Source organism: Microcoleus sp. PH2017_09_SFU_O_A, assembly GCF_020738625.1.
Lineage (GTDB): Bacteria > Cyanobacteriota > Cyanobacteriia > Cyanobacteriales > Microcoleaceae > Microcoleus.
Genome location: NZ_JAEQCF010000089.1, coordinates 23,983 through 42,895 on the forward strand (window position 1 = coordinate 23,983; position 18,913 = coordinate 42,895).

Genomic DNA, 18,913 nt, shown 5'->3' on the forward strand with positions numbered 1-18,913 from the left:
ATGTCATAAAATATTATCGATCGCCAAAACAACAAAATGCTTGACTTTCGGAACACAAACACCCTCTGGGCTTCCATCATAGCCGAGACATTGCAGCGACTGGGACTAACCACAGCCGTAATTTGTCCCGGTTCGCGATCGGCCCCGCTAACCATAGCCTTCGCCCAGAATAAGTTAATAGAAACTATCCCCATCCTCGACGAGAGATCTGCGAGTTTCTTCGCCTTAGGAATCGCCAAAAAATCCGGTGTACCAACCGCCCTAATTTGTACCTCAGGAACCGCCGCAGCCAACTTTTATCCGGCGATTATCGAAGCCCGTGAAAGTCGAATTCCGCTGCTAATTCTCACAGCAGATAGACCCCCCGAATTGCGCGACTGTCACGCCGGACAAGCGATCGACCAAGTTAAACTATACGGCAATTATCCCAACTGGCAAGCGGAATTAGCCATCCCTTCAGCGTCCATAGGAATGCTAGACTATGTGCGACAGACGATCGTGTACGCGATCGAGCGATCGACCTTTCCGACACCAGGCCCAGTCCACCTCAACATCCCCCTTCGGGATCCGCTTGTACCAGTTTCAGACATTGCTGTCGAAGCTTTAGAAACACAATTCGATATCGAATATTTCTTTGCAGGATTAGAACCGATTTTTGCAGCAGAAACTTCTACCCCCCCCAGCCCCCCCTTGTTAAAGGGGGGAGTAAGAAGTGCAATAGAACCGATTTGTGCAGCAGAAACTTCTACCCCCCCCAGCCCCCCCTTGCCAAGGGGGGGAGTAAGAAGTGCAATAGAACAATGGCCCGAATGCAGTAAAGGGATTATTATTGCAGGTGTAGCCCAGCCTGAAGATGCAGAAAAGTATTGTAGTGCGATCGGCAAAATTTCCCAACTATTAAACTGGCCAGTATTAGCAGAAGGACTATCGCCCTTAAGAAACCGCGCCCAACTCAACCCCCATCTAATTTCCACCTACGATTTAATCCTGCGAAACCGCGAACTAGCAGATAAATTAACCCCAGAAATCGCCATTCAAATCGGAGACTTACCCACAAGCAAAGAATTGCGAAACTGGTTAGACAAAACCCAACCCAAACGCTACATAATCGATCCGGGCCACCACAACTTAGATCCCCTACACGGCCCAACAATTCACCTACGAACCTCCATAGAAAACCTCGCAACTGCTATCTCCCTTCATGTCCCCCCCCTTAGCAAGGGGGGGTTAGGGGGGGTTCTCACCTCTCCCACAAACTCCCCTCAAATCCCCCCCCTTAGCAAGGGGGGGTTAGGGGGGGTTCTCACCTCTCCCACAAACTCCCCTCAAATCCCCCCCCTTAATAAGGGGGGGCTAGGGGGGGTTCTCACCTCTCCATCAAACGAATACCTCCAACTTTGGCGAAACACCGAAACCCAAGTCAGACAAACAATAGACCAAAAACTATCAGCAATTAATCACATCATCGAACCAAAAATTTCTTGGCTGCTTTCCCAAATATTGCCACCAGCCACACCCATATTTATTTCCAACAGTATGCCAGTCCGAGATGTCGAGTTTTTCTGGAAGCCGAACAACTTAGAAATAAAACCTTTTGTCAATCGCGGCGCCAACGGCATAGACGGCACATTGTCAACAGCTTTAGGAGTCGCCCACCGCAATCAAAGCAGCATTTTGTTAACAGGTGATTTAACACTTTTGCACGACACCAACGGCTTTTTAATTACAAATAAATTTGTCGGTCATCTGACAATTGTTTTAATTAATAACAACGGTGGCGGGATTTTTGAAATGTTGCCAGTTGCTAAATTTGACCCGCCCTTTGAAGAGTTTTTTGCCACACCGCAGGATATCAATTTTGCTCAATTGTGTGCAACTTACGGCGTGGAACACGAGATAATTGAGCATTGGGAGCAGTTCCAACAAAAATTAAGTTTTCTACCAAATAACGGGATTCGGGTCTTAGAACTGCAAACAAATAGGCGCTCCGATGCTAAATGGCGGCAAGATAATCTCAGTAAATTTGCCAAAGGTTCGTAGTAAGGACTTCAGTCCTTTCTTGGGAAATTTAAGGACTAAAGTCCTGACTACGAACCTCATATGCCAAAGGTTCGTAGTAAGGACTTTAGTCCTTTCTTTGAGAATTTAAGGACTAAAGTCCTGACTACGAACCTCATATGCCAAAGGTTCGTAGTCAGGACTTTAGTCCTTTCTTTGAGAATTCAAGGACTAAAGTCCTTACTACGAACCTTTTATGAACAATATTTAAACGGCTGCTTGAGCTAGCAGTGCATCTAACTCTCCATCTCCATCAAGTTTGTGAATGTCATCGCAGCCGCCGACGTGTTGACTGTTAATAAATATTTGGGGCACGCTGCGCTTCCCGTTAGCGCGATCGGCCATGGCATTTCTAGCAGCTTCGTCGCCGTCAATTTTGTATTCCGTGTAATTGACGCCTTTCCACCACAGCAAAGTTTTGGCGCGGATACAGTACGGACAGGTTTGCCAAGTATAAATTTCAACATTGGCTTTGATGCGATCGGGCTTGCGGCCCAAAATGGGATTCAGAAAATCAAGCATTTTCGTTACAGGGGTAAAATTTCAACTGGTTGAGAGATTAAATCATTTTAGCGAAACGCCATCAATCCCGCGTTCTACCAAAGGTTAGGCTGGGATGCAATTACCTGCCGCACCTGTAGTGCTGTGATTCGTGTCACACATTTACTCTACTCCGATCACTTGCTTTCATCCAAAATAATCACCTGCGGAACCTACTTAATATCACCGATCTTTTGAGGAAACCAAGCGATTATGAATATATCGAATTCAACCGCACTGCCATGAAAGCTTTACAACTCCTCCCCGGCGCTATCTCTGAAATCCTCGCTTCTGTAACCGACACAGGCGTTTTGACATTAGCCGATCGCTACGGTTTGATGGCCGCCACCTTAGACGAGTCGCTGAATGACGAAGATAGATGCTGTGTCAACCGCCTGCTGCGGGCAGTGCTCAAAGGCCGGGTGAGAATGGTCAACGAACTTTCAGCGTAACGAGGATTTGCAGTTTTGTTCTGATGGTAAGGTGAGTTAGCGGTAGATAAAGATGGCGAAATTGGTTGGCAGCCGATCGCCCGCCGGAGTCCCAGAGACTTGATATAACGGCAATTTGAATTCGATTTAAAGTTTTCTCCTCCAACAAAACAACGGTTTTTTTCGATGTGCAGCCTGTTATGGGCTGCTTTTTGTTGACTTACACGCGGGTTGTCAGAAACCGGGTTTTTTACGAGAATACTTGACTCTGACCGACAGATTCGCTAAAAAACCCGGTTTCTTGGGTGAGAGACAGCAATGCCGTTTCCAATCTCGTGTTCTAATCGCGGATTTCGATGTCGTACTGACGGCAGAGGGCGATCAGTTTTTGTTGGAAGCGATCGCGCACACTGTCTGGAGACACAATCACGCAATCTTCCCCATACCGCAATATTTCTCGGAAAAACCAAAAAGTATTGGATACTTTCTTCACTATTCGTCGGACTTGCGGAGAGTCTGTTAACCATTCATTGAACGTATCTTCACCCGTTTTCGTTTTGTAGGCAAACGCCAAACCTCGGAAGAGGTGCATTTCTACCTCAATCTCGGCTAAACTGGGCAACCATTTTCCGTCAATGGGTGCGATCGCGGCTTCTGGAATCCGATCTAAACGGAAGCACCGATTATGCTTCAGTTCTGGCAAATCGTAATTCCCCTCTGTTTCTTCACACCAACAATCGAGATATTCTCGATCTTCATGCGGGTTGATTTGAGCATGGCGGATGTGGAAGTGCCAAGTGCGATCGGCTGCATCTTGGTAGGTGAGTTCAAACGGTTGGTTCCGCTTCATATAACGGTCTATCTCTAACCGCCAAGGAATAGAGGTGTTATTTAAAAATGCCTCTATTTCTCTCCGCAGGGGATCTGGAAGTTCACTGCGATCGACTAGCAGTTGAGCAATAATTTTGGCTTCTTGAACTTTGCCGAGGTCGGTTAAGGCATCGACGGCGTGTTTAAGGGCTTTTAATCGGCTGTCTTTCCAATCGTTGTTAGGGGCAATTAGGAGTTTATGTTGGGCGATCGCTTTTACCAGCTTAGAGATATTAGGGCGATCGCCCCACTTCATGCCGAATTCTAGGGCTAGGGCTTCTAACTCGGCTTTGTCGCGATCGGAAACCGATAGGGTGATGGACTGATCTTGACGAGTCATTTATACGGACACTTATGCTGTGTAATTGCTTGACAACCTCTATGAGTCGCGCTATTCTCAGATTATAAGTTATTTACGGATAGAGTATGAGGGTTTTATACAGGCTATTAAAAAAGCCAGAGCAAAACTCTGGCCGACAACCCTGATAGGGATTTGTGGTTGTGTGGAGGATAAAATCCTCAACCTCATATATGTCTCGATTTCAATCTCTGATAGAGGGATTTTTTTAGAGGCTACATACCATGATAGCACAAATGAGCTTCGGTGATTAGCTCTATATTTCTCGGACGTTAAAATTTTGTGCTAATCTGAAAGGCAGCCAGAGCAGGAAGCTCAGACTACCAATGTAGACTCGCAATCTCAAAGGTAGCATGGCGACTGGCTCTGGTGAAAACTTTTTTACTAAGGAGACGGCTAATGTACGAATCAGATCTGATTGCAAGAGAAATTGCTGAGTATCAGGAACAGATTGAGAACCTTCTGATGCAGGTTGAGAAGCTCAAAAGGCGAGTTACAGAGTTGATGTGGCTCGACATCACTAATTCTGAAGGTGATGTGATATCTTACGCCGACTGTCAGTAGAAGCTTTAGAGCAACCAAAAGATGGGAGTCCGCATCGTTTTTGCCGACTCCCACATACAAAAACTTCATCAAGAGATTAAATCGGATGAATGAGAGCAATCAAACCACAATACTAATTAGTGCCTCGGCTGCGGGTGTGATATCTACTCAGAAGTCAGAGTTGATTGGGGCATTAGCGAGTCAGCCAGGGGTAATAGATATCGCGAAAACCTTTGCAAACTCCAAGCTAATTAGAGAATTAAGACTCACCCGCAACCTCAATACTAAGAAGTTACAAAAACTTGATTTTCAAAAAAATCGAGTCATATATCAAGGTCAAGAGATTGGCAAAACTCAGATTCTGTACAAATCGCCATTACCAGGAGAGTTACAGGCAAGATTATCTATTGAAAGCGCCATAGATAGATTTTTAGAGTATTTGCAGAAGCAATATCAAATAGCGGTACTCCACGAAAGTGACTATCACGTACACGTTTTCATTCCCCATCGAAAAGAGCCGGCAGATTTTAATCAATATTGGCGAGAGTTCATCGAAAATATTGCTTTCTCAACTTATGGCATTCCCAAGCACAATTTACCAGGATTAGTACAGACATTCATTGTCATGCTCAATAGTGTCACTTTAGCCGGACGCGGTTTCAGTACCTTGGAAATTCCGATTTTGACACAGCAGCAATCTAATGTTTTAGCGGCTTGGTATTTGGCAGTTATTCGGGAGGTAGAAAAGCGTCAAACAGATCGTCAGAAGCAAATTAAGGCTCTCATAACAGAAATAAATCATCCTGACACAAGTGATAAAGACCGCACATCTTTAGAAAAAAAGTTACTAGACAAGGAGGAGATGCAGTTAAAGGAAGCGAAAAAGTACAACGAAGCTTTTCAAAAGTCCTTTGGTAAAGTCCTTGATGAACAAAAGTGTATTTGGCAAAATCTAACTCAAATTAACAGTGAATTAGCAGACTCAGGGTTGACAAAAGCACAGAAAAACAAGTTACAAAAACAGCAAGATAAGCTAGTTACTCAAATCATTTTTACTCAAGATTCCGTCCAGCAAAAGATTCGCTTATTTGCAGAGTCTGAGGGTGAACCATTTAAGTTTATTCAGTGCGATCGCCAACAAAACCCCGCTCGGTTCAAAGACATTGTTAACATTTCCAAAAGTTTCACTAAAACTGCTACAGACCAGATCAATGCAACTCGTGGAGATATTTTTACTCAGTGTATTCTAGAGATGTATCGCCTTTTGGAAAATCCGCCAAGCGATCCATTCCCTGAACCATTGCTGAGTGAACAGCCAAGTATCAAAGAAGTGCGATCGGCGGGAGATGACGGTAAACATTTTTGTTATTCCTGCGGTGTTACTCTCCAAAATGCTAAATGGGAAGTAGCCAGATTTATGTTCGAGCGACCTTCCCAGCGTTGTCAATCATCATCCAGGGAAAAGCAACCCTATATTTGTGCATCTTGTTCAGCATTAGCATTTGCGTCACCCCTAAAAGTGACTGATGAAAGTATCATTTTGAAGCTTGAACCAGTCGATCGAAGTGAACCTGCTAAACTCAAAGTTAAAGACTACATTAGAATGTTAACTAATAAAGAGTTACATTTAAGTGCAGGTCGATATATAGTCTTAGCCTCCGATCGAACTGGTGGCGGTGATTTAGCATCTCAGAAACTCGGCCAGGTTCAATATGCACTAGCCAAAGTAGCTTCAATTTTTCCCCTTGAGGTTTTAGCTGATTTTAAATTCTCACTGATTATTCAGGGAAGTCAGTCAATACTTTTGAGTAGCAGACATCTAATTTTTATTAAGGGTTTGATAGAAGGCTATGGGCAGTCCATAATTGTTTTGGGAAAAGATATCAATATGAAACTGGGTGATGCTGTACGCTATGTAGAGGATGATTTACCAGTAATGGCAGAGTATACCCTCGCAAAAATATCAGAAGTTTCCGGTAGTGATTATAGTCGGGGATTAGAACACACTCGTGCAGCCTACTGGAAGAAAATTTGTGAAGGTTTGAATTTGAAATTAAAAGGAGGCCTTATGGAGTCAGATAACCCCATGTTACAGCAAGCCAATTTATATGGAGATGTAGCTGCATTGACTGGCTTAATTTATGCTTTTGTTTTGGCTTTTAAAAAAAATGCTATGACAATGGAAAAGCCAGAAGATGCCAAACGAGAGGTTAGCAAATTAATTGAACAAATAGAAAAGAATCCGGCGGCCTTTTGTTACTCCTTCTGTAAATACTGCACAATCGTTACCATTGGAAGCGATCAAGCCATAGAAAGTGACAAAAGAACATTGACTCAAGTAAGACTTTACCGTAACCCTGACACCCAGTTTGTTTATGAACAAGCCAAGGCATTATTAGCAAAAGAGGAGTTACTGGGACAATTGGGTATTTCAGAACGAGAAAAAGAAAATCCAGAAACTAAATCGGTTTCCATGATTCTGTATCCAGAGGATCTGACAAGAGTTTATACCTATTTTTCAAATCCTAAAAATGGTTATAAACAAGAGAAAGATTGGAAAGATTTAACCTATCAGGTCAAGCTTTCACTATACACTCGTTTTCCTGAATTGATTCGCAAAGAAAAATCCACAACGGAGAAGTAAATATGCCAACTAAAAAATCTCAAACAACTAATGATGAATCCGAAAACACTTCTGAGACGGTTAAGCAATCCAAAGTAACGAGTGGATTACCTAAAACTGATGAAAACAATCCTCGAATGCACTTTGACATTTATGCCATTCTTGAAGGTTCGCAAGAGCTTTATTTTGGGCATGAAGTACAAGTAAATGTCAACTTGGTGGAGATAGTGAAGCTAACTACTAAGGATGGGAAATCGCTTGAAAAATGTTATATTTCCCCAACGAAACGACGAGGCGTTGAGCGACGTTGCTTGCTGTGGGCTCCTGTAAAAAGTGGGGAATTACTAGGAGATAAACAACAATGTGGTATTCCTAAAACTTGCGCCAAAATAGACTGTCCTATTTGTGCCACCTATGGTGCACTTGACCCCGGAAAAAGCACTTTAATTGGTCGCGTTACTCACGGTGGCGGTGTTGCGGTTCAAGATATCTACCCAGTAGAGAAGCAACGGGCAATGCACCCGGCACGTTTGGTAAATCAAAAAGATGAAACGCCGATACCATTTAAGCGTCAGTACAATCAGCCTGGTATTCTCTATCCAGTTTCTAATCATGCCTTGAGTGTTACCGATCGAGATTTTTCCTCTGTCGCCTATGCTTTTCTGGATTCTTTACCGCGCATTGGTTCAGGAAATCCCAAGGGAATTGCGATCGCCGAATCCGATAATCAAACCCCTTTGCTAGTTGTCGATCGCTACTTAGTACCCAGAGGAAAACGCCCGATTATTTCTCCATCTGTCACAGATCCACAACAGGCGATCGCAGACTTCCTCCGTCTTGCCCAATATCCAGAAGATAACACCGATCGCATCCAAGCAACTTACTTCGATCGCTGGATTGGAAATGCAGCATTAGAGAAATTACAAGAATACGCTGCGAAATTCGTTGAAACCGTTTTACAGGCGTGATCTATGTACTGCATAAAACTCACCATCACACCTACCGCAGCAATGACATTCCGCATTCTGCCAGGGTCAATTCTCAATATTGCCACCTATCCTTTTGTACCACCAACAACTCTATCAGGATTTTTACGAAGGCTAGGAATGCTCAGTGTAGGCTTAGAAATTCCTGAAACTCGAATCAACAAAGATGACCCACCATTTTATGCTTTACCCCGTCATTATGTAGCGCTGGGAGCCTATCCTAGCACAAATACTTGGCGAGGAGTGCATAAAACCTACCGCAAAGGAATGCGCGAATTTAATCACGATGTGTTTTCCCGCTTGTATGTGGAAAAAGACAAAGCTAACTTTCAACTCCACACTTGGGAATATTTAATTGTAGAAGAACTAACTGGCTATGTTGTCAGCGAATCTTTACAAGGTTTAGAACATTTCCAAGACTTAGAAACCTATGGTTGCAAACTAGGCAAAGAAGGTTTTGCGGTAGTGACAGAAGTTTCTGAACTCATTGAGTTGAAATGCGAGACAGTTCAAGCTTATCCATCAACCATTGTACCGATGGAAGCCTTGTTGCAAAGCGGTCAATTTATCGGCGGCTGTGATATTTACAATCTCTACCGCTACCACTGGCAAACTAATGATGAAACAGATTCAGAAGAGGCAGGATTTTTAGATAATACTCGAACTCCTGTAGATGGATTTATTCCCTTTGTTACTGCCTATTACCCAAAACCTGGGGAGGATTTTCCAACTCTGGATTACTACACCGATGGGGAAATTTATATTCCCGTATCCCTTGTTAACTTGTTAAGAGGTGAAGTTAATGTCTAAGCAAAAACGCCAGCGCAGTTTCGATTTCGGTCGAGTATTTTTTCCAGACAAAACTAATCCTATTCCTGATGTAATTTACTTTCAGCCCCTTGGCAATCATGTTTGTAATGTCAGAAAGCTAGTCAAAGCTTGGAAAGTTGAGGATTTTCCAGGGATCACTGAAACTGAACGGGAAGAATCAAAAGCACGAGTTGATGAAGCTGCTAGAATTCACGACATTGGCAAACCGCCTAAATTTAAACTGGAGGCTAAAGCCACGAAAGAAGGTAAATTTAAAGAATATATTTACTCCTTCAAAGGGCATAGATTCTTAGCTGATAGTCCTGATATTTGGGCAAAGTATCTGGCTATAGGACATCACGATTTCTCTGTGGGTGATATTAGTCGTGATGCTTATAAATTGAAAAAAGAGTCACAAGAATATGAACAAATCTTGACAAGAGAACCTCTGACTTATGGCCGTGAACTGTACATCTTGGAAATGTGCGATCAGATTGAGGCAGAATTAGCTTGTCGGGTAATTGGAAATGATGAACAAGCAGAGTCTCGTGCATTCATGGATTATACCACGTTCAAATTAGACAATTCAACTTATCTGATAGATCCTTTTCCTTTTAATTTTCCTTTTAATAAGGACGAAATTTCCTTGTCTTTTGCCTATTGGTCACTGAAACTTAGTGAAGAGGACAAGAAAGAGCTAGGAAATTTGTTAGATAAGCCTCATAAGCTGGAAGATAAAATCAACAATATTGTCAAAGAATGGTGGCAATCTCATCAAGGAAAAGCTAAAAAAGAGCCTCATCAAGGAAAAGCTAAAGAAGAGAACCCAAAGAGGGTTGGTATTAAATCTCACTCATTAGTAGATAGTTCTCAGGATTGGAATTGCGAAACTGCGTATCAAGCACTCAGCAAAGGCAAGTATATTTCTAACCCCATGCAACAAGATGTCTGGGATGCGATCGCCAATCCCAACCCAGCATTTTTACTCAAAGCTCCCACTGGTTCTGGCAAAATGGAGGCTGTTCTATTTCCATGTTTAGCTAAAGGTTATCGCTTAATTTTACCTTTGCCATCCCGAAGTTTAGTAGAAGATCAGAAACAACGGATTGAGCGGTATATCAAGACATTTTCGGCCTTACCTGAAAATAAAGACCTGGAATTTTCGTTAGTAGTAGATACGGGTTCCCAAATGGAACGATTAATTTACCAAAACGGGGAGCGAGTCGAGCGTAAAATCAATTCTCGCCGTCATCTTTATAAAGGAGATGTCATTTTAACAACGCTGGACAAGTTTCTCTATCGCTATTTTGCTTTTGGAGACAAGCAAAAGTCATTTGTTTTTCCTTTGAGGATTCATCGGGATAAAACTCATAGTGAAAAAACTCTAATCTGTGTTGATGAAGCTCATAGCTATGACAATATATCTTTCACAAACTTTCATAGCTTGGTGCAGTCGCTTTATGAAGCGGGACGATCCATCGTCTTAATGACTGCTACAATGCCACAACAACATCTCGATCGCTTTGATTATCTGAAAGTAATTGATTACATCAATAATCTTGAAAATGTTAATTCCCTGCGCGAATTTCAGCAACAAAGCTATGAAACAAAAGCTTTTGAATGGCTGAATGAAGTTCAGCGCGATTCAACTAATCCTCTCCATTTCCAAACTCAAGTTGCTCAAATTGTTTTAAGAGAGTGGAAATCTAAATCTAACCGTCGCATTATTGCTGTAGTTGAAACTGTCACAGATGCAGTCGAAATTTACACGCAGGTTAAAAATGAGTTGGCGTTTAATACTGATACTCAAGGACAATTCTTGTTTCTTTATCATGGCCGCATTTCTGACATTCCAAAAGACTCAGAATTTTCGCGTTCGACTCGCTACAAAAACCTGAAAAATCGCGATGAAAACCATCTGCCTTATATTTTGATAACTACCAGTGCGATCGAAGTTGGGTGCGATTTGAATAGTGAGGTCTTAATTTCTGAAATGTGTCCGCCAGAAAACCTGATTCAGAGGGCTGGACGCTGCAATCGTCGAGGTAATGTTCCAAATGCTAAGGTGATATTGGTGGGGAATACTATCCAAGAATTTGCTAATACGCTGGATGAATCTGGATGGGAAACTTATACAGAGACTCTACAAAAGCTAACTGATTTTAACACTGCGAAAATTTCTGAATGTATTTTGCGATCGCAACAAGTTGATGACTACCGAGTAGTCGAATTATTCTCCATGCTTCATGACTATGTTTACAGTGCCGACTTAGCTTGTCAACCGGCTCACGAAAAAGGGTTAGTCGTTACTCGAAGTTGGACACCATCCGCAACATTAGTTTATGACGATGGAACTCATGGCGACAAAATTGAGAATATGCCTCAAGTGACAGTGCCAATTGACCGTTTAACCATCAAAAAAGATAAGAGTAATCAGTATGCCAATACTCATGTTTATGAACGCTACTATGACCAAGAAAAGACATCATGGGAAAGGCGTGATTTACGCTGGGGCTTTGCCTATCAAAAAGATATTATCATCAAAATACATCGAAGTAATGATGGTGCATCCATGCTAGATGGGAATCCAGAATATTCCTATGAGCCAGAACTAGGTTTTGTGAAACTTCCAGGAGTTTTCATCAAGCTGAAAACAAATGGGTTTGATGAAAAATTATTATATCAGTATGGCAACACGGCTCAGAAAAAATCAGTAATTATTACCTACACCAAGGCATTAGAGGAGACGACTTAACAGAGCGATCGCACCTTAATCAACACAACCAACCATAACCATCATGCCGCACAGTCTCATCCTCAACCTTCTTCCCATCGCCCCAATTCCCCCCGGATACCTCACGGGAAGACACCTGCACGCCCTGTTTCTCACCCTCGTGAGCTCCGTTGACAAACAACTCGGCGATCGCCTTCACGATGCCACAGCCGACAAATCCTTCACCCTCAGCCCTTTGCAAACTAAAAAATGCCCTTTCAAAAAACACCATTCCCTCCAATGGGAACACACAGAACCAATTCCAGAACACTCTCTCTGTTGGTGGCGAATTAGTCTGCTGGATGACACTTTATTTGGCAAATTAACTCACCTTTGGCTGAATCTCAATCCATCCCGTCCGTGGCATCTTGGCCCGGCGGATTTGATGATTACGAAGATTCTCGGAACACCTCAAGTAGATCAACCTTGGGCGAATGCTTGTACTTACTCTCAACTTTACGAACAAGCTTCGGAAACTAATCGCTTAATTGCCTTCAGTTTTGCGACGCCTACTACCTTTCGACAGGGGAAGTTCGATTCGGTGATTCCTACTAGAGATTGCGTTTTTAATAGTCTACTGAGTCGCTGGAATAAGTACAGCGGGATTGAGATTCCTAATTTGCCATTGGATGCACTTTTTTCAACTTTTGTCAATATCAAAACTGAAAGATTGACTAACTATGAAAGCAATTTTGTGGGCATGGTTGGGGAGGTTAGTTATCGGATTTTGGGTGATGTGGAGCCTTTGGTGATTAAGCAAATTAATGCTTTGGCGGATTTTGCTCTTTACTGCGGGGTTGGGAGGAAAACTCCGATGGGGATGGGGATGACTCGACGGATTGTTGTTAATAAGAGTTGAACCGATTTTGAGGGCGGGCAAGATGCCGGATGTCCAGGGCGGGCAAGATGCCCACCCCACAATAATACTAAACTCTTGTGGAACAGGCATCTTGCCTGTTGCTAATTATGGATGTCCAGGGCGGGCCAATAATACTAAACTCTTGTGGAACAGGCATCTTGCCTGTTGCTAATTATGGATGTCCAGGGCGGGCAAGATGCCCACCCCACAATAACACTAAACTCTTGTGGAACAGGCATCTTGCCTGTTGCTAATTCCCAATTTTGAGGGCGGGCAAGATGCCCACCCCACAATAACACTAAACTCTTGTGGAACAGGCATCTTGCCTGTTGCTAATTTCAATTACTAATCTCCTACAAACTATCAAAATTATGAACGATTTTGATTACATTTCGATCGCACTTTTGAACCAATACTCTTACTGTCCCCACCGCTGCTGGCGGATGTCTTGCGCGGGAGAATTCACGGATAACCAGTATACCATCGAAGGGACGAGTTTGCACGATCGCGTTCACACTCTCAGTCAAATCAACCGCGATGAGACTTGGCAGGTGCGGGCGATTTGGCTGAAGTCTGAAAAGTATATGCTGATTGGGAAATCGGATTTGATTGAATCAACGGATGGTGAGTTGTATCCCGTTGAGTACAAGCGCGGGCGGAAGGGGGAGTGGGATAATGATGAGTTGCAGGTTTGCGCTCAAGCCCTTTGTTTGGAGGAGATGACGGGGAAAAGTATTGCGACTGGATATGTGTATTACGCGCAGTCGCATCAACGGCAATTGGTGGAGATTTCTGAGGGGTTGAGACAGGAGACGATCGCCACTATCAACGCTATCCAAATTTTACTGCAAACTGGCAAAATTCCTCCAGCGCATTATAGCAAACGCTGTCAGGGTTGCAGCCTTTATCAGCAATGTTTGCCGCAAGCTGCTGAAAAAGTCCTGCGCTATCAAGAAGCTAATTAAACGTCGTTTTTTGGAGTCAATCATGGGAACACTTTATATCAATCAAGATGATGTGTTTATCGGCAAAACAGATGAACGCCTCAATGTCAAAGCAAAAAATCAAACATTACAAGATGTGCCTTTAATTCATTTAGATGGAGTGGTGATTGTGGGACGGGCGACTATTTCCCCGGCTGCGGTTGCAGAATTGCTTCAGCGGAAAATTCCTCTGACTTTTATCACCGATACTGGTCACTATTTGGGTAAGCTAGAACCGGAATTAAGTAAAAACATTTTCGTTCGGAATGCTCAGTGGAAAGCGGCGGGGGAAACTCCCCAAGCTATTCATGTTGTCCAGGGTTTTATTCGGGGGAAATTGAAGAACTATCGCACCAGTTTATCTCAAACTCAGCGGGAACATTCGGAACTAAATTTAAGTTCGGCAATTACTCAGATTTCAAATGCGATCGCCAAACTTGACAAAACTGACAACATTAATTCTTTGCGCGGCCATGAAGGTGCTGGGAGTGCGGCGTATTTTGGAGTTTTCAACCAATTAATTCGGGCGGAAGGCTTTGTGTTTAAACCGCGACACCGCCCTGCTACCGATCCGGTGAATTCTTTGATGAATTTTGCTTACACGCTGCTACGTCACGATGTGCAAAGCGCGATTAATATCGTGGGATTTGACCCTTATTTAGGATACCTTCATACGCAGCGCTACGGCCGCGTGGGTTTAGCGTTTGATTTGATGGAAGAGTTCCGCCCGTTGGTGGCTGACAGTGTAATTCTCAACGCGATTAACCGCCGAATTCTGACACCGAATGATTTTACTGTGGAACCGCTGAGTAATGTGGTGCGACTGTCGGAAACGGGACGGAAAGAGTTTTTGAGGTTGTATGAAAAGAAGAAGCAGTCTGAGTTTAAGCATCCTGTTTTGAAGCGTAAGTGCACTTATCAAGAGGCTTTTGAAATTCAGGGGCGGCTGTTGGCGAAATATTTGATGGGCGAGATTGACAAATATCCACCTTTAGTTTTGTACTAGATATGCACATTCTGATTTCTTACGATATTTCCGAAGACAAGCGCCGGACAAAGATTCACAAAATGCTGAAGTCTTATGGGCAGTGGATGCAGTACAGTGTATTCGAGTGTGCTGATTTGACTGAGACGCAATACGCTAAATTGCGATCGCGCTTGAACAAAGTGATCAAACCGAACGAAGACAGTATTATGTTTTTTCCGCTGTGCGCGTGCTGTCAGGGTAAGATTGAACGTATTGGTGGGGTCGTTCCTGCCGATCGAACAATATTTTTTGCCTAGTTTCCGTGAACGGGTAGGTGTTAAAATAGGGGTATCAAATTTTTAGGCTGAAACTGATGTACAGCAAGAGTTTGATGCCCCTAGTCTCAAAAAACGATTCACGGAAAATCTGAAAGCTTTACAGGATAACGTTTTTGGGGTGAGTATGAAAAATTGGGGATTGACAAGCCTAGGGCTGGAATGGTACTTTTGTTTTAGATTCACGGAACTGCACCTTGAAAACCAAATACACCAAGGCTTCTGGAGCGGGCGGCCGGAAAATACCTAAAACCCTATCAGGGATTGAAACAAAACAACTGTGATTCAGGTAATCGGCATTGGCAATTAAGCCGGAAAATACCTAAAACCCTATCAGGGATTGAAACCGAGCTTGCCGGATGTCCACATCCGGGTCACTGGAGCCGGAAAATACCTAAAACCCTATCAGGGATTGAAACGGGGATACGACAGGAGCGGGGGCACTGCTGTAATGGGCGCCGGAAAATACCTAAAACCCTATCAGGGATTGAAACGATTTGAAAAATACCGTCAACTTCTGTATTACCTCTTGCCGGAAAATACCTAAAACCCTATCAGGGATTGAAACACTTCCCAGAGTTGCCAGTCCGATCGCCACTTTGGCCGGAAAATACCTAAAACCCTATCAGGGATTGAAACTGCGGGAAGAGGTAATTGGGGGACTTACGTTAGATGCGCCGGAAAATACCTAAAACCCTATCAGGGATTGAAACTGAAGCGGAGATTGCAGAGATGAAAGCCAGAGCGCCGGAAAATACCTAAAACCCTATCAGGGATTGAAACCTGACTCAAAACTTTCTGACCAAGATATGTCCCCCGCAAGCCGGAAAATACCTAAAACCCTATCAGGGATTGAAACTTTCCCAGTACGGCAATGTGCTTTAAGTAGCGGCCCTCCGCCGGAAAATACCTAAAACCCTATCAGGGATTGAAACCCGCCAGCGCCGCCGTAGACAAAGTTCATTCCATAAGAGCCGGAAAATACCTAAAACCCTATCAGGGATTGAAACACTAATGTTTGGTTGTCCTTGCGAAAAATTGACAGCGCCGGAAAATACCTAAAACCCTATCAGGGATTGAAACTATCCATGAAGTAGAGGCACAGCCAATATATTGAGCCGGAAAATACCTAAAACCCTATCAGGGATTGAAACTTGGGTGTGGTGCCGGTGGAGGGCCAGTACAGTTTCGCCGGAAAATACCTAAAACCCTATCAGGGATTGAAACATTCCAAGATGCTTCGACATTTCGATCGCTACATCTGCCGGAAAATACCTAAAACCCTATCAGGGATTGAAACAACATGGAAAGCCATTGACATCAAGCGACCGAGCGCCGGAAAATACCTAAAACCCTATCAGGGATTGAAACGCGGCTTGAGCGTCGGGCTTGCTGCTGCCACTCCTTCTTATCGCCGGAAAATACCTAAAACCCTATCAGGGATTGAAACAACGAGGAAGTCACGGTAGCGACCATTGTTATCAAGCGCCGGAAAATACCTAAAACCCTATCAGGGATTGAAACATTTCTGCCACTTTAATAATATCAGTGCGATTGCCGGAAAATACCTAAAACCCTATCAGGGATTGAAACTTTTCGATTTGAATCAAATACAAAAGGTAAGAAAATCCAGCCGGAAAATACCTAAAACCCTATCAGGGATTGAAACTTTGCAAAATGGTTGAAAGCTTTACCTACTGGCTATTTAACGCCGGAAAATACCTAAAACCCTATCAGGGATTGAAACGGATCAGCACCCGCTTGCGATCGAAATGTCAGCACCGCCGGAAAATACCTAAAACCCTATCAGGGATTGAAACTCCAGTTTTTCTAATTTTAAGATAATTATAGACAACAAATCGAGCCGGAAAATACCTAAAACCCTATCAGGGATTGAAACATACGTTGTGGCGGAAGACTTAAATGTTCCGAGATCGCAGCCGGAAAATACCTAAAACCCTATCAGAGATTGAAACTGGCCTTTGTGGATGAGGGGCATATTCTCAGGCTCAATGAGCCGGAAAATACCTAAAACCCTATCAGGGATTGAAACGGAAGGTCGAGGAGCCGCGCAAAATCAATCGAATGCCGGAAAATACCTAAAACCCTATCAGGGATTGAAACTCTTCCCATAGATTGTGCAAGGTAACGCAGAAATTCTCACAGCCGGAAAATACCTAAAACCCTATCAGGGATTGAAACTCGCTGATGGAATCAATGTATGCCATGCAGCGAGCCGGAAAATACCTAAAACCCTATCAGGGATTGAAACGATGTTTAGGGCGGGTAGTAAAAAGTATCGGCCCTGAGCCGGAAAATACCTATTTCCCCATCTAGGGCTTGAAACGCCCAAATTACAAAATTATTGGCTCAAAAATAGACTTCTCCACTCTCCTTTTATCCCCTCCCATAACCTCAAGCAGCCGATCGACCGATCGCCCCCAACTAAAATTATCAGCCACAAAACCCGGGCCCGCAACCCGAGCTCTCGCCCCAATTTCAGGCTGCTCGATCGCCCGCTGCATCAAATCAGTCAAATGTTCCCACTCAGGAGCTAACATAAATAAGGTTTCTCCCTCAATTACCACAGCCGTAAATTTACTCTCGATTCGCAGCGCAAAGTCCGATCGAGTAAAATCATCAGTCGGGCCACCCTCGGTACAAATTACGGGTAAACCGCAAGCCACAGCTTCCAACACCGGCAGATTAAAACCTTCCGCCAAATAAGCAGAAACATAAACATCTGCTGCTTGGTAAATCTCCGCTATTTGAGCAAAAGATAGCTGGCTCCCAGTATAAATTAATCTCGGTAAAACCCTCGCTCTTTCAGCATCGTTGAGCACAACTCGGCAGGCTTCAGCAATCTCGTCTCTAGACGGATAAAGCAATTCTGAACCTTTCAAAACTAATCTCGCATCTGGATATTTGTCAACTACCGCCGCGAAGGCTTTTAATAAAGGACGAATCCCTTTGCGATCGGTTTGTCCTCCGATGTTTAAAAATATAAAATAGTTTGACCAACCGAAGCTTTCGCGCAGCAATTGACGCCGATCGCCCGAAACAGGATAATAAATTTGAGGATCGACTCCCAAAGGTACAACGGCAATTCGATCGCCCTCAACTCCGCTACGAATTAAGCCCGCTTTTGACCACGCCGAAGGTGTAATAATTTTTACTTCTGAATTAACCGGGGTTTGGGCGATCGACCTTACGCCGATCGCCTGCAACACTGTACTGGTAATAATCCCCCATTCTGTGGCTGCAAATACCCAAGTTTCGGTGCTGCTGGATGCTGCAAAGTCCCAGGGGCAGTGCATTCGCAGCGTCACGTCGGCTGACTGATTTTCCCGAGGGTTCGGAATGCTGCGGAGTAATCTGTCATTCGGGCGATCGAACAAACTAACTTTCGTCTCCCAAGCTGCGTCTACGTAGGGCATATCCCGGTGAAAAAGCTCAATTTGTCCTGGAGGGCGATGGCTTACGCCCCGGCTTACGCCTACGAGCATTTCTAATAGTTGAAATTGATTGAATACGCAATAGGAATGACAAATAAAACGCCAGCATTCAACAATAATTTGCAATTCAAAACTCCGATCTAAGAATTTAAAATTCTAGCAGAAGAAAGTTCGGCTAACGAGCAATGTACGGGATGTAATATCATATCAATTCCGGCTGCACCGGAATAATATAGAGGAGACGGCAGTGCCGTGTCCCTACAATTGATCGTAGGGACACGGCACTGCCGTCTCCTCCGTCTCCTCCATTTAGATCATTCCG

At 43.7% G+C, this 18,913-nt stretch carries 14 protein-coding genes and 1 CRISPR repeat array; of the genes, 11 read left to right on the forward strand and 3 right to left on the reverse strand.

Features of this window, described 5'->3' with window-relative positions:
• Nucleotides 1-36: 36 nt before the first annotated feature.
• A complete protein-coding gene (gene menD / locus JGK16_RS26905; RefSeq protein WP_293193232.1) occupies nt 37-2,040 on the forward strand; it encodes a 2-succinyl-5-enolpyruvyl-6-hydroxy-3-cyclohexene-1-carboxylic-acid synthase in 2,004 nt (667 codons plus the stop codon).
• A gap of 225 nt (nt 2,041-2,265) precedes the next feature.
• Here the strand turns inward: menD and grxC are convergent, their stop codons facing one another.
• On the reverse strand, nt 2,266-2,580 hold the full coding sequence (grxC, locus tag JGK16_RS26910) for a glutaredoxin 3 (protein ID WP_293182299.1): 315 nt from the start codon (nt 2,578-2,580) through the stop codon (nt 2,266-2,268).
• 260 nt (nt 2,581-2,840) lie between these two features.
• Between grxC and JGK16_RS26915 the strand changes: the two genes are divergently transcribed.
• Complete coding sequence (locus JGK16_RS26915) at nt 2,841-3,050, forward strand: hypothetical protein (RefSeq protein WP_293182340.1); 210 nt, start codon at nt 2,841-2,843, stop codon at nt 3,048-3,050.
• A 319-nt stretch (nt 3,051-3,369) separates the two neighbouring features.
• Here the strand turns inward: JGK16_RS26915 and JGK16_RS26920 are convergent, their stop codons facing one another.
• On the reverse strand, nt 3,370-4,239 hold the full coding sequence (locus tag JGK16_RS26920; protein WP_293193233.1) for a WYL domain-containing protein: 870 nt from the start codon (nt 4,237-4,239) through the stop codon (nt 3,370-3,372).
• Nucleotides 4,240-4,656: 417 nt separating this feature from the next.
• On the opposite strand from JGK16_RS26920, the gene JGK16_RS26925 reads away from it, so the two are divergent.
• The 9 genes from JGK16_RS26925 to cas2 all read left to right on the forward strand — a co-directional run bounded on the left by JGK16_RS26925 (nt 4,657) and on the right by cas2 (nt 15,118).
• On the forward strand, nt 4,657-4,821 hold the full coding sequence (locus JGK16_RS26925) for a hypothetical protein (protein WP_293193234.1): 165 nt from the start codon (nt 4,657-4,659) through the stop codon (nt 4,819-4,821).
• 160 nt (nt 4,822-4,981) lie between these two features.
• A complete protein-coding gene (locus tag JGK16_RS26930) occupies nt 4,982-7,444 on the forward strand; it encodes a hypothetical protein (protein ID WP_293193235.1) in 2,463 nt (820 codons plus the stop codon).
• A gap of 2 nt (nt 7,445-7,446) precedes the next feature.
• Nucleotides 7,447-8,391 carry a hypothetical protein gene (locus JGK16_RS26935; protein WP_293193236.1) on the forward strand — a complete coding sequence of 315 codons (945 nt, stop codon included), beginning with the start codon at nt 7,447-7,449 and terminating at the stop codon, nt 8,389-8,391.
• Nucleotides 8,392-8,394: 3 nt separating this feature from the next.
• On the forward strand, nt 8,395-9,219 hold the full coding sequence (locus JGK16_RS26940) for a hypothetical protein (protein WP_293193237.1): 825 nt from the start codon (nt 8,395-8,397) through the stop codon (nt 9,217-9,219).
• Nucleotides 9,212-11,974 (forward strand): CRISPR-associated helicase Cas3', encoded by a 2,763-nt coding sequence (gene cas3, locus JGK16_RS26945; RefSeq protein ID WP_293193238.1) that lies wholly within the window; start codon nt 9,212-9,214, stop codon nt 11,972-11,974. Before JGK16_RS26940 ends, cas3 begins: the two co-directional genes overlap by 8 nt.
• Before the next feature lie 43 nt (nt 11,975-12,017).
• On the forward strand, nt 12,018-12,851 hold the full coding sequence (gene cas6 / locus JGK16_RS26950) for a CRISPR-associated endoribonuclease Cas6 (RefSeq protein WP_293193239.1): 834 nt from the start codon (nt 12,018-12,020) through the stop codon (nt 12,849-12,851).
• 371 nt (nt 12,852-13,222) lie between these two features.
• Nucleotides 13,223-13,816: a CRISPR-associated protein Cas4 gene (gene cas4 / locus JGK16_RS26955; protein WP_293193240.1), complete on the forward strand. Its 594-nt coding sequence runs from the start codon at nt 13,223-13,225 to the stop codon at nt 13,814-13,816.
• A 22-nt stretch (nt 13,817-13,838) separates the two neighbouring features.
• Nucleotides 13,839-14,840: a type I-D CRISPR-associated endonuclease Cas1d gene (cas1d, locus tag JGK16_RS26960; RefSeq protein WP_293193241.1), complete on the forward strand. Its 1,002-nt coding sequence runs from the start codon at nt 13,839-13,841 to the stop codon at nt 14,838-14,840.
• 2 nt (nt 14,841-14,842) lie between these two features.
• The gene (gene cas2 / locus JGK16_RS26965; protein WP_096830500.1) at nt 14,843-15,118 is read left to right on the forward strand and encodes a CRISPR-associated endonuclease Cas2; all 276 of its coding nucleotides are present in this window, start codon (nt 14,843-14,845) and stop codon (nt 15,116-15,118) included.
• Between the two features lie 252 nt (nt 15,119-15,370).
• A CRISPR array of direct repeats spans nt 15,371-17,482; the repeat unit is 37 nt; unit sequence GCCGGAAAATACCTAAAACCCTATCAGGGATTGAAAC.
• An 8-nt stretch (nt 17,483-17,490) separates the two neighbouring features.
• Here the strand turns inward: cas2 and JGK16_RS26970 are convergent.
• Nucleotides 17,491-18,642 (reverse strand): glycosyltransferase family 4 protein, encoded by a 1,152-nt coding sequence (locus JGK16_RS26970; protein WP_293182279.1) that lies wholly within the window; start codon nt 18,640-18,642, stop codon nt 17,491-17,493.
• Nucleotides 18,643-18,913: the final 271 nt, after the last annotated feature.

Coding starts and splice junctions, on each gene's coding strand:
- grxC (WP_293182299.1), bottom strand. CDS start 2,580: ATGCTTGATTTTCTGAATCCCATTTTGGGCCGCAAGCCCGATCGCATC.
- menD (WP_293193232.1), top strand. CDS start 37: ATGCTTGACTTTCGGAACACAAACACCCTCTGGGCTTCCATCATAGCC.
- JGK16_RS26920 (WP_293193233.1), bottom strand. CDS start 4,239: ATGACTCGTCAAGATCAGTCCATCACCCTATCGGTTTCCGATCGCGAC.
- cas2 (WP_096830500.1), top strand. CDS start 14,843: ATGCACATTCTGATTTCTTACGATATTTCCGAAGACAAGCGCCGGACA.
- JGK16_RS26925 (WP_293193234.1), top strand. CDS start 4,657: ATGTACGAATCAGATCTGATTGCAAGAGAAATTGCTGAGTATCAGGAA.
- cas6 (WP_293193239.1), top strand. CDS start 12,018: ATGCCGCACAGTCTCATCCTCAACCTTCTTCCCATCGCCCCAATTCCC.
- JGK16_RS26970 (WP_293182279.1), bottom strand. CDS start 18,642: ATGCTCGTAGGCGTAAGCCGGGGCGTAAGCCATCGCCCTCCAGGACAA.
- cas3 (WP_293193238.1), top strand. CDS start 9,212: ATGTCTAAGCAAAAACGCCAGCGCAGTTTCGATTTCGGTCGAGTATTT.
- JGK16_RS26915 (WP_293182340.1), top strand. CDS start 2,841: ATGAAAGCTTTACAACTCCTCCCCGGCGCTATCTCTGAAATCCTCGCT.
- cas1d (WP_293193241.1), top strand. CDS start 13,839: ATGGGAACACTTTATATCAATCAAGATGATGTGTTTATCGGCAAAACA.
- cas4 (WP_293193240.1), top strand. CDS start 13,223: ATGAACGATTTTGATTACATTTCGATCGCACTTTTGAACCAATACTCT.
- JGK16_RS26935 (WP_293193236.1), top strand. CDS start 7,447: ATGCCAACTAAAAAATCTCAAACAACTAATGATGAATCCGAAAACACT.
- JGK16_RS26940 (WP_293193237.1), top strand. CDS start 8,395: ATGTACTGCATAAAACTCACCATCACACCTACCGCAGCAATGACATTC.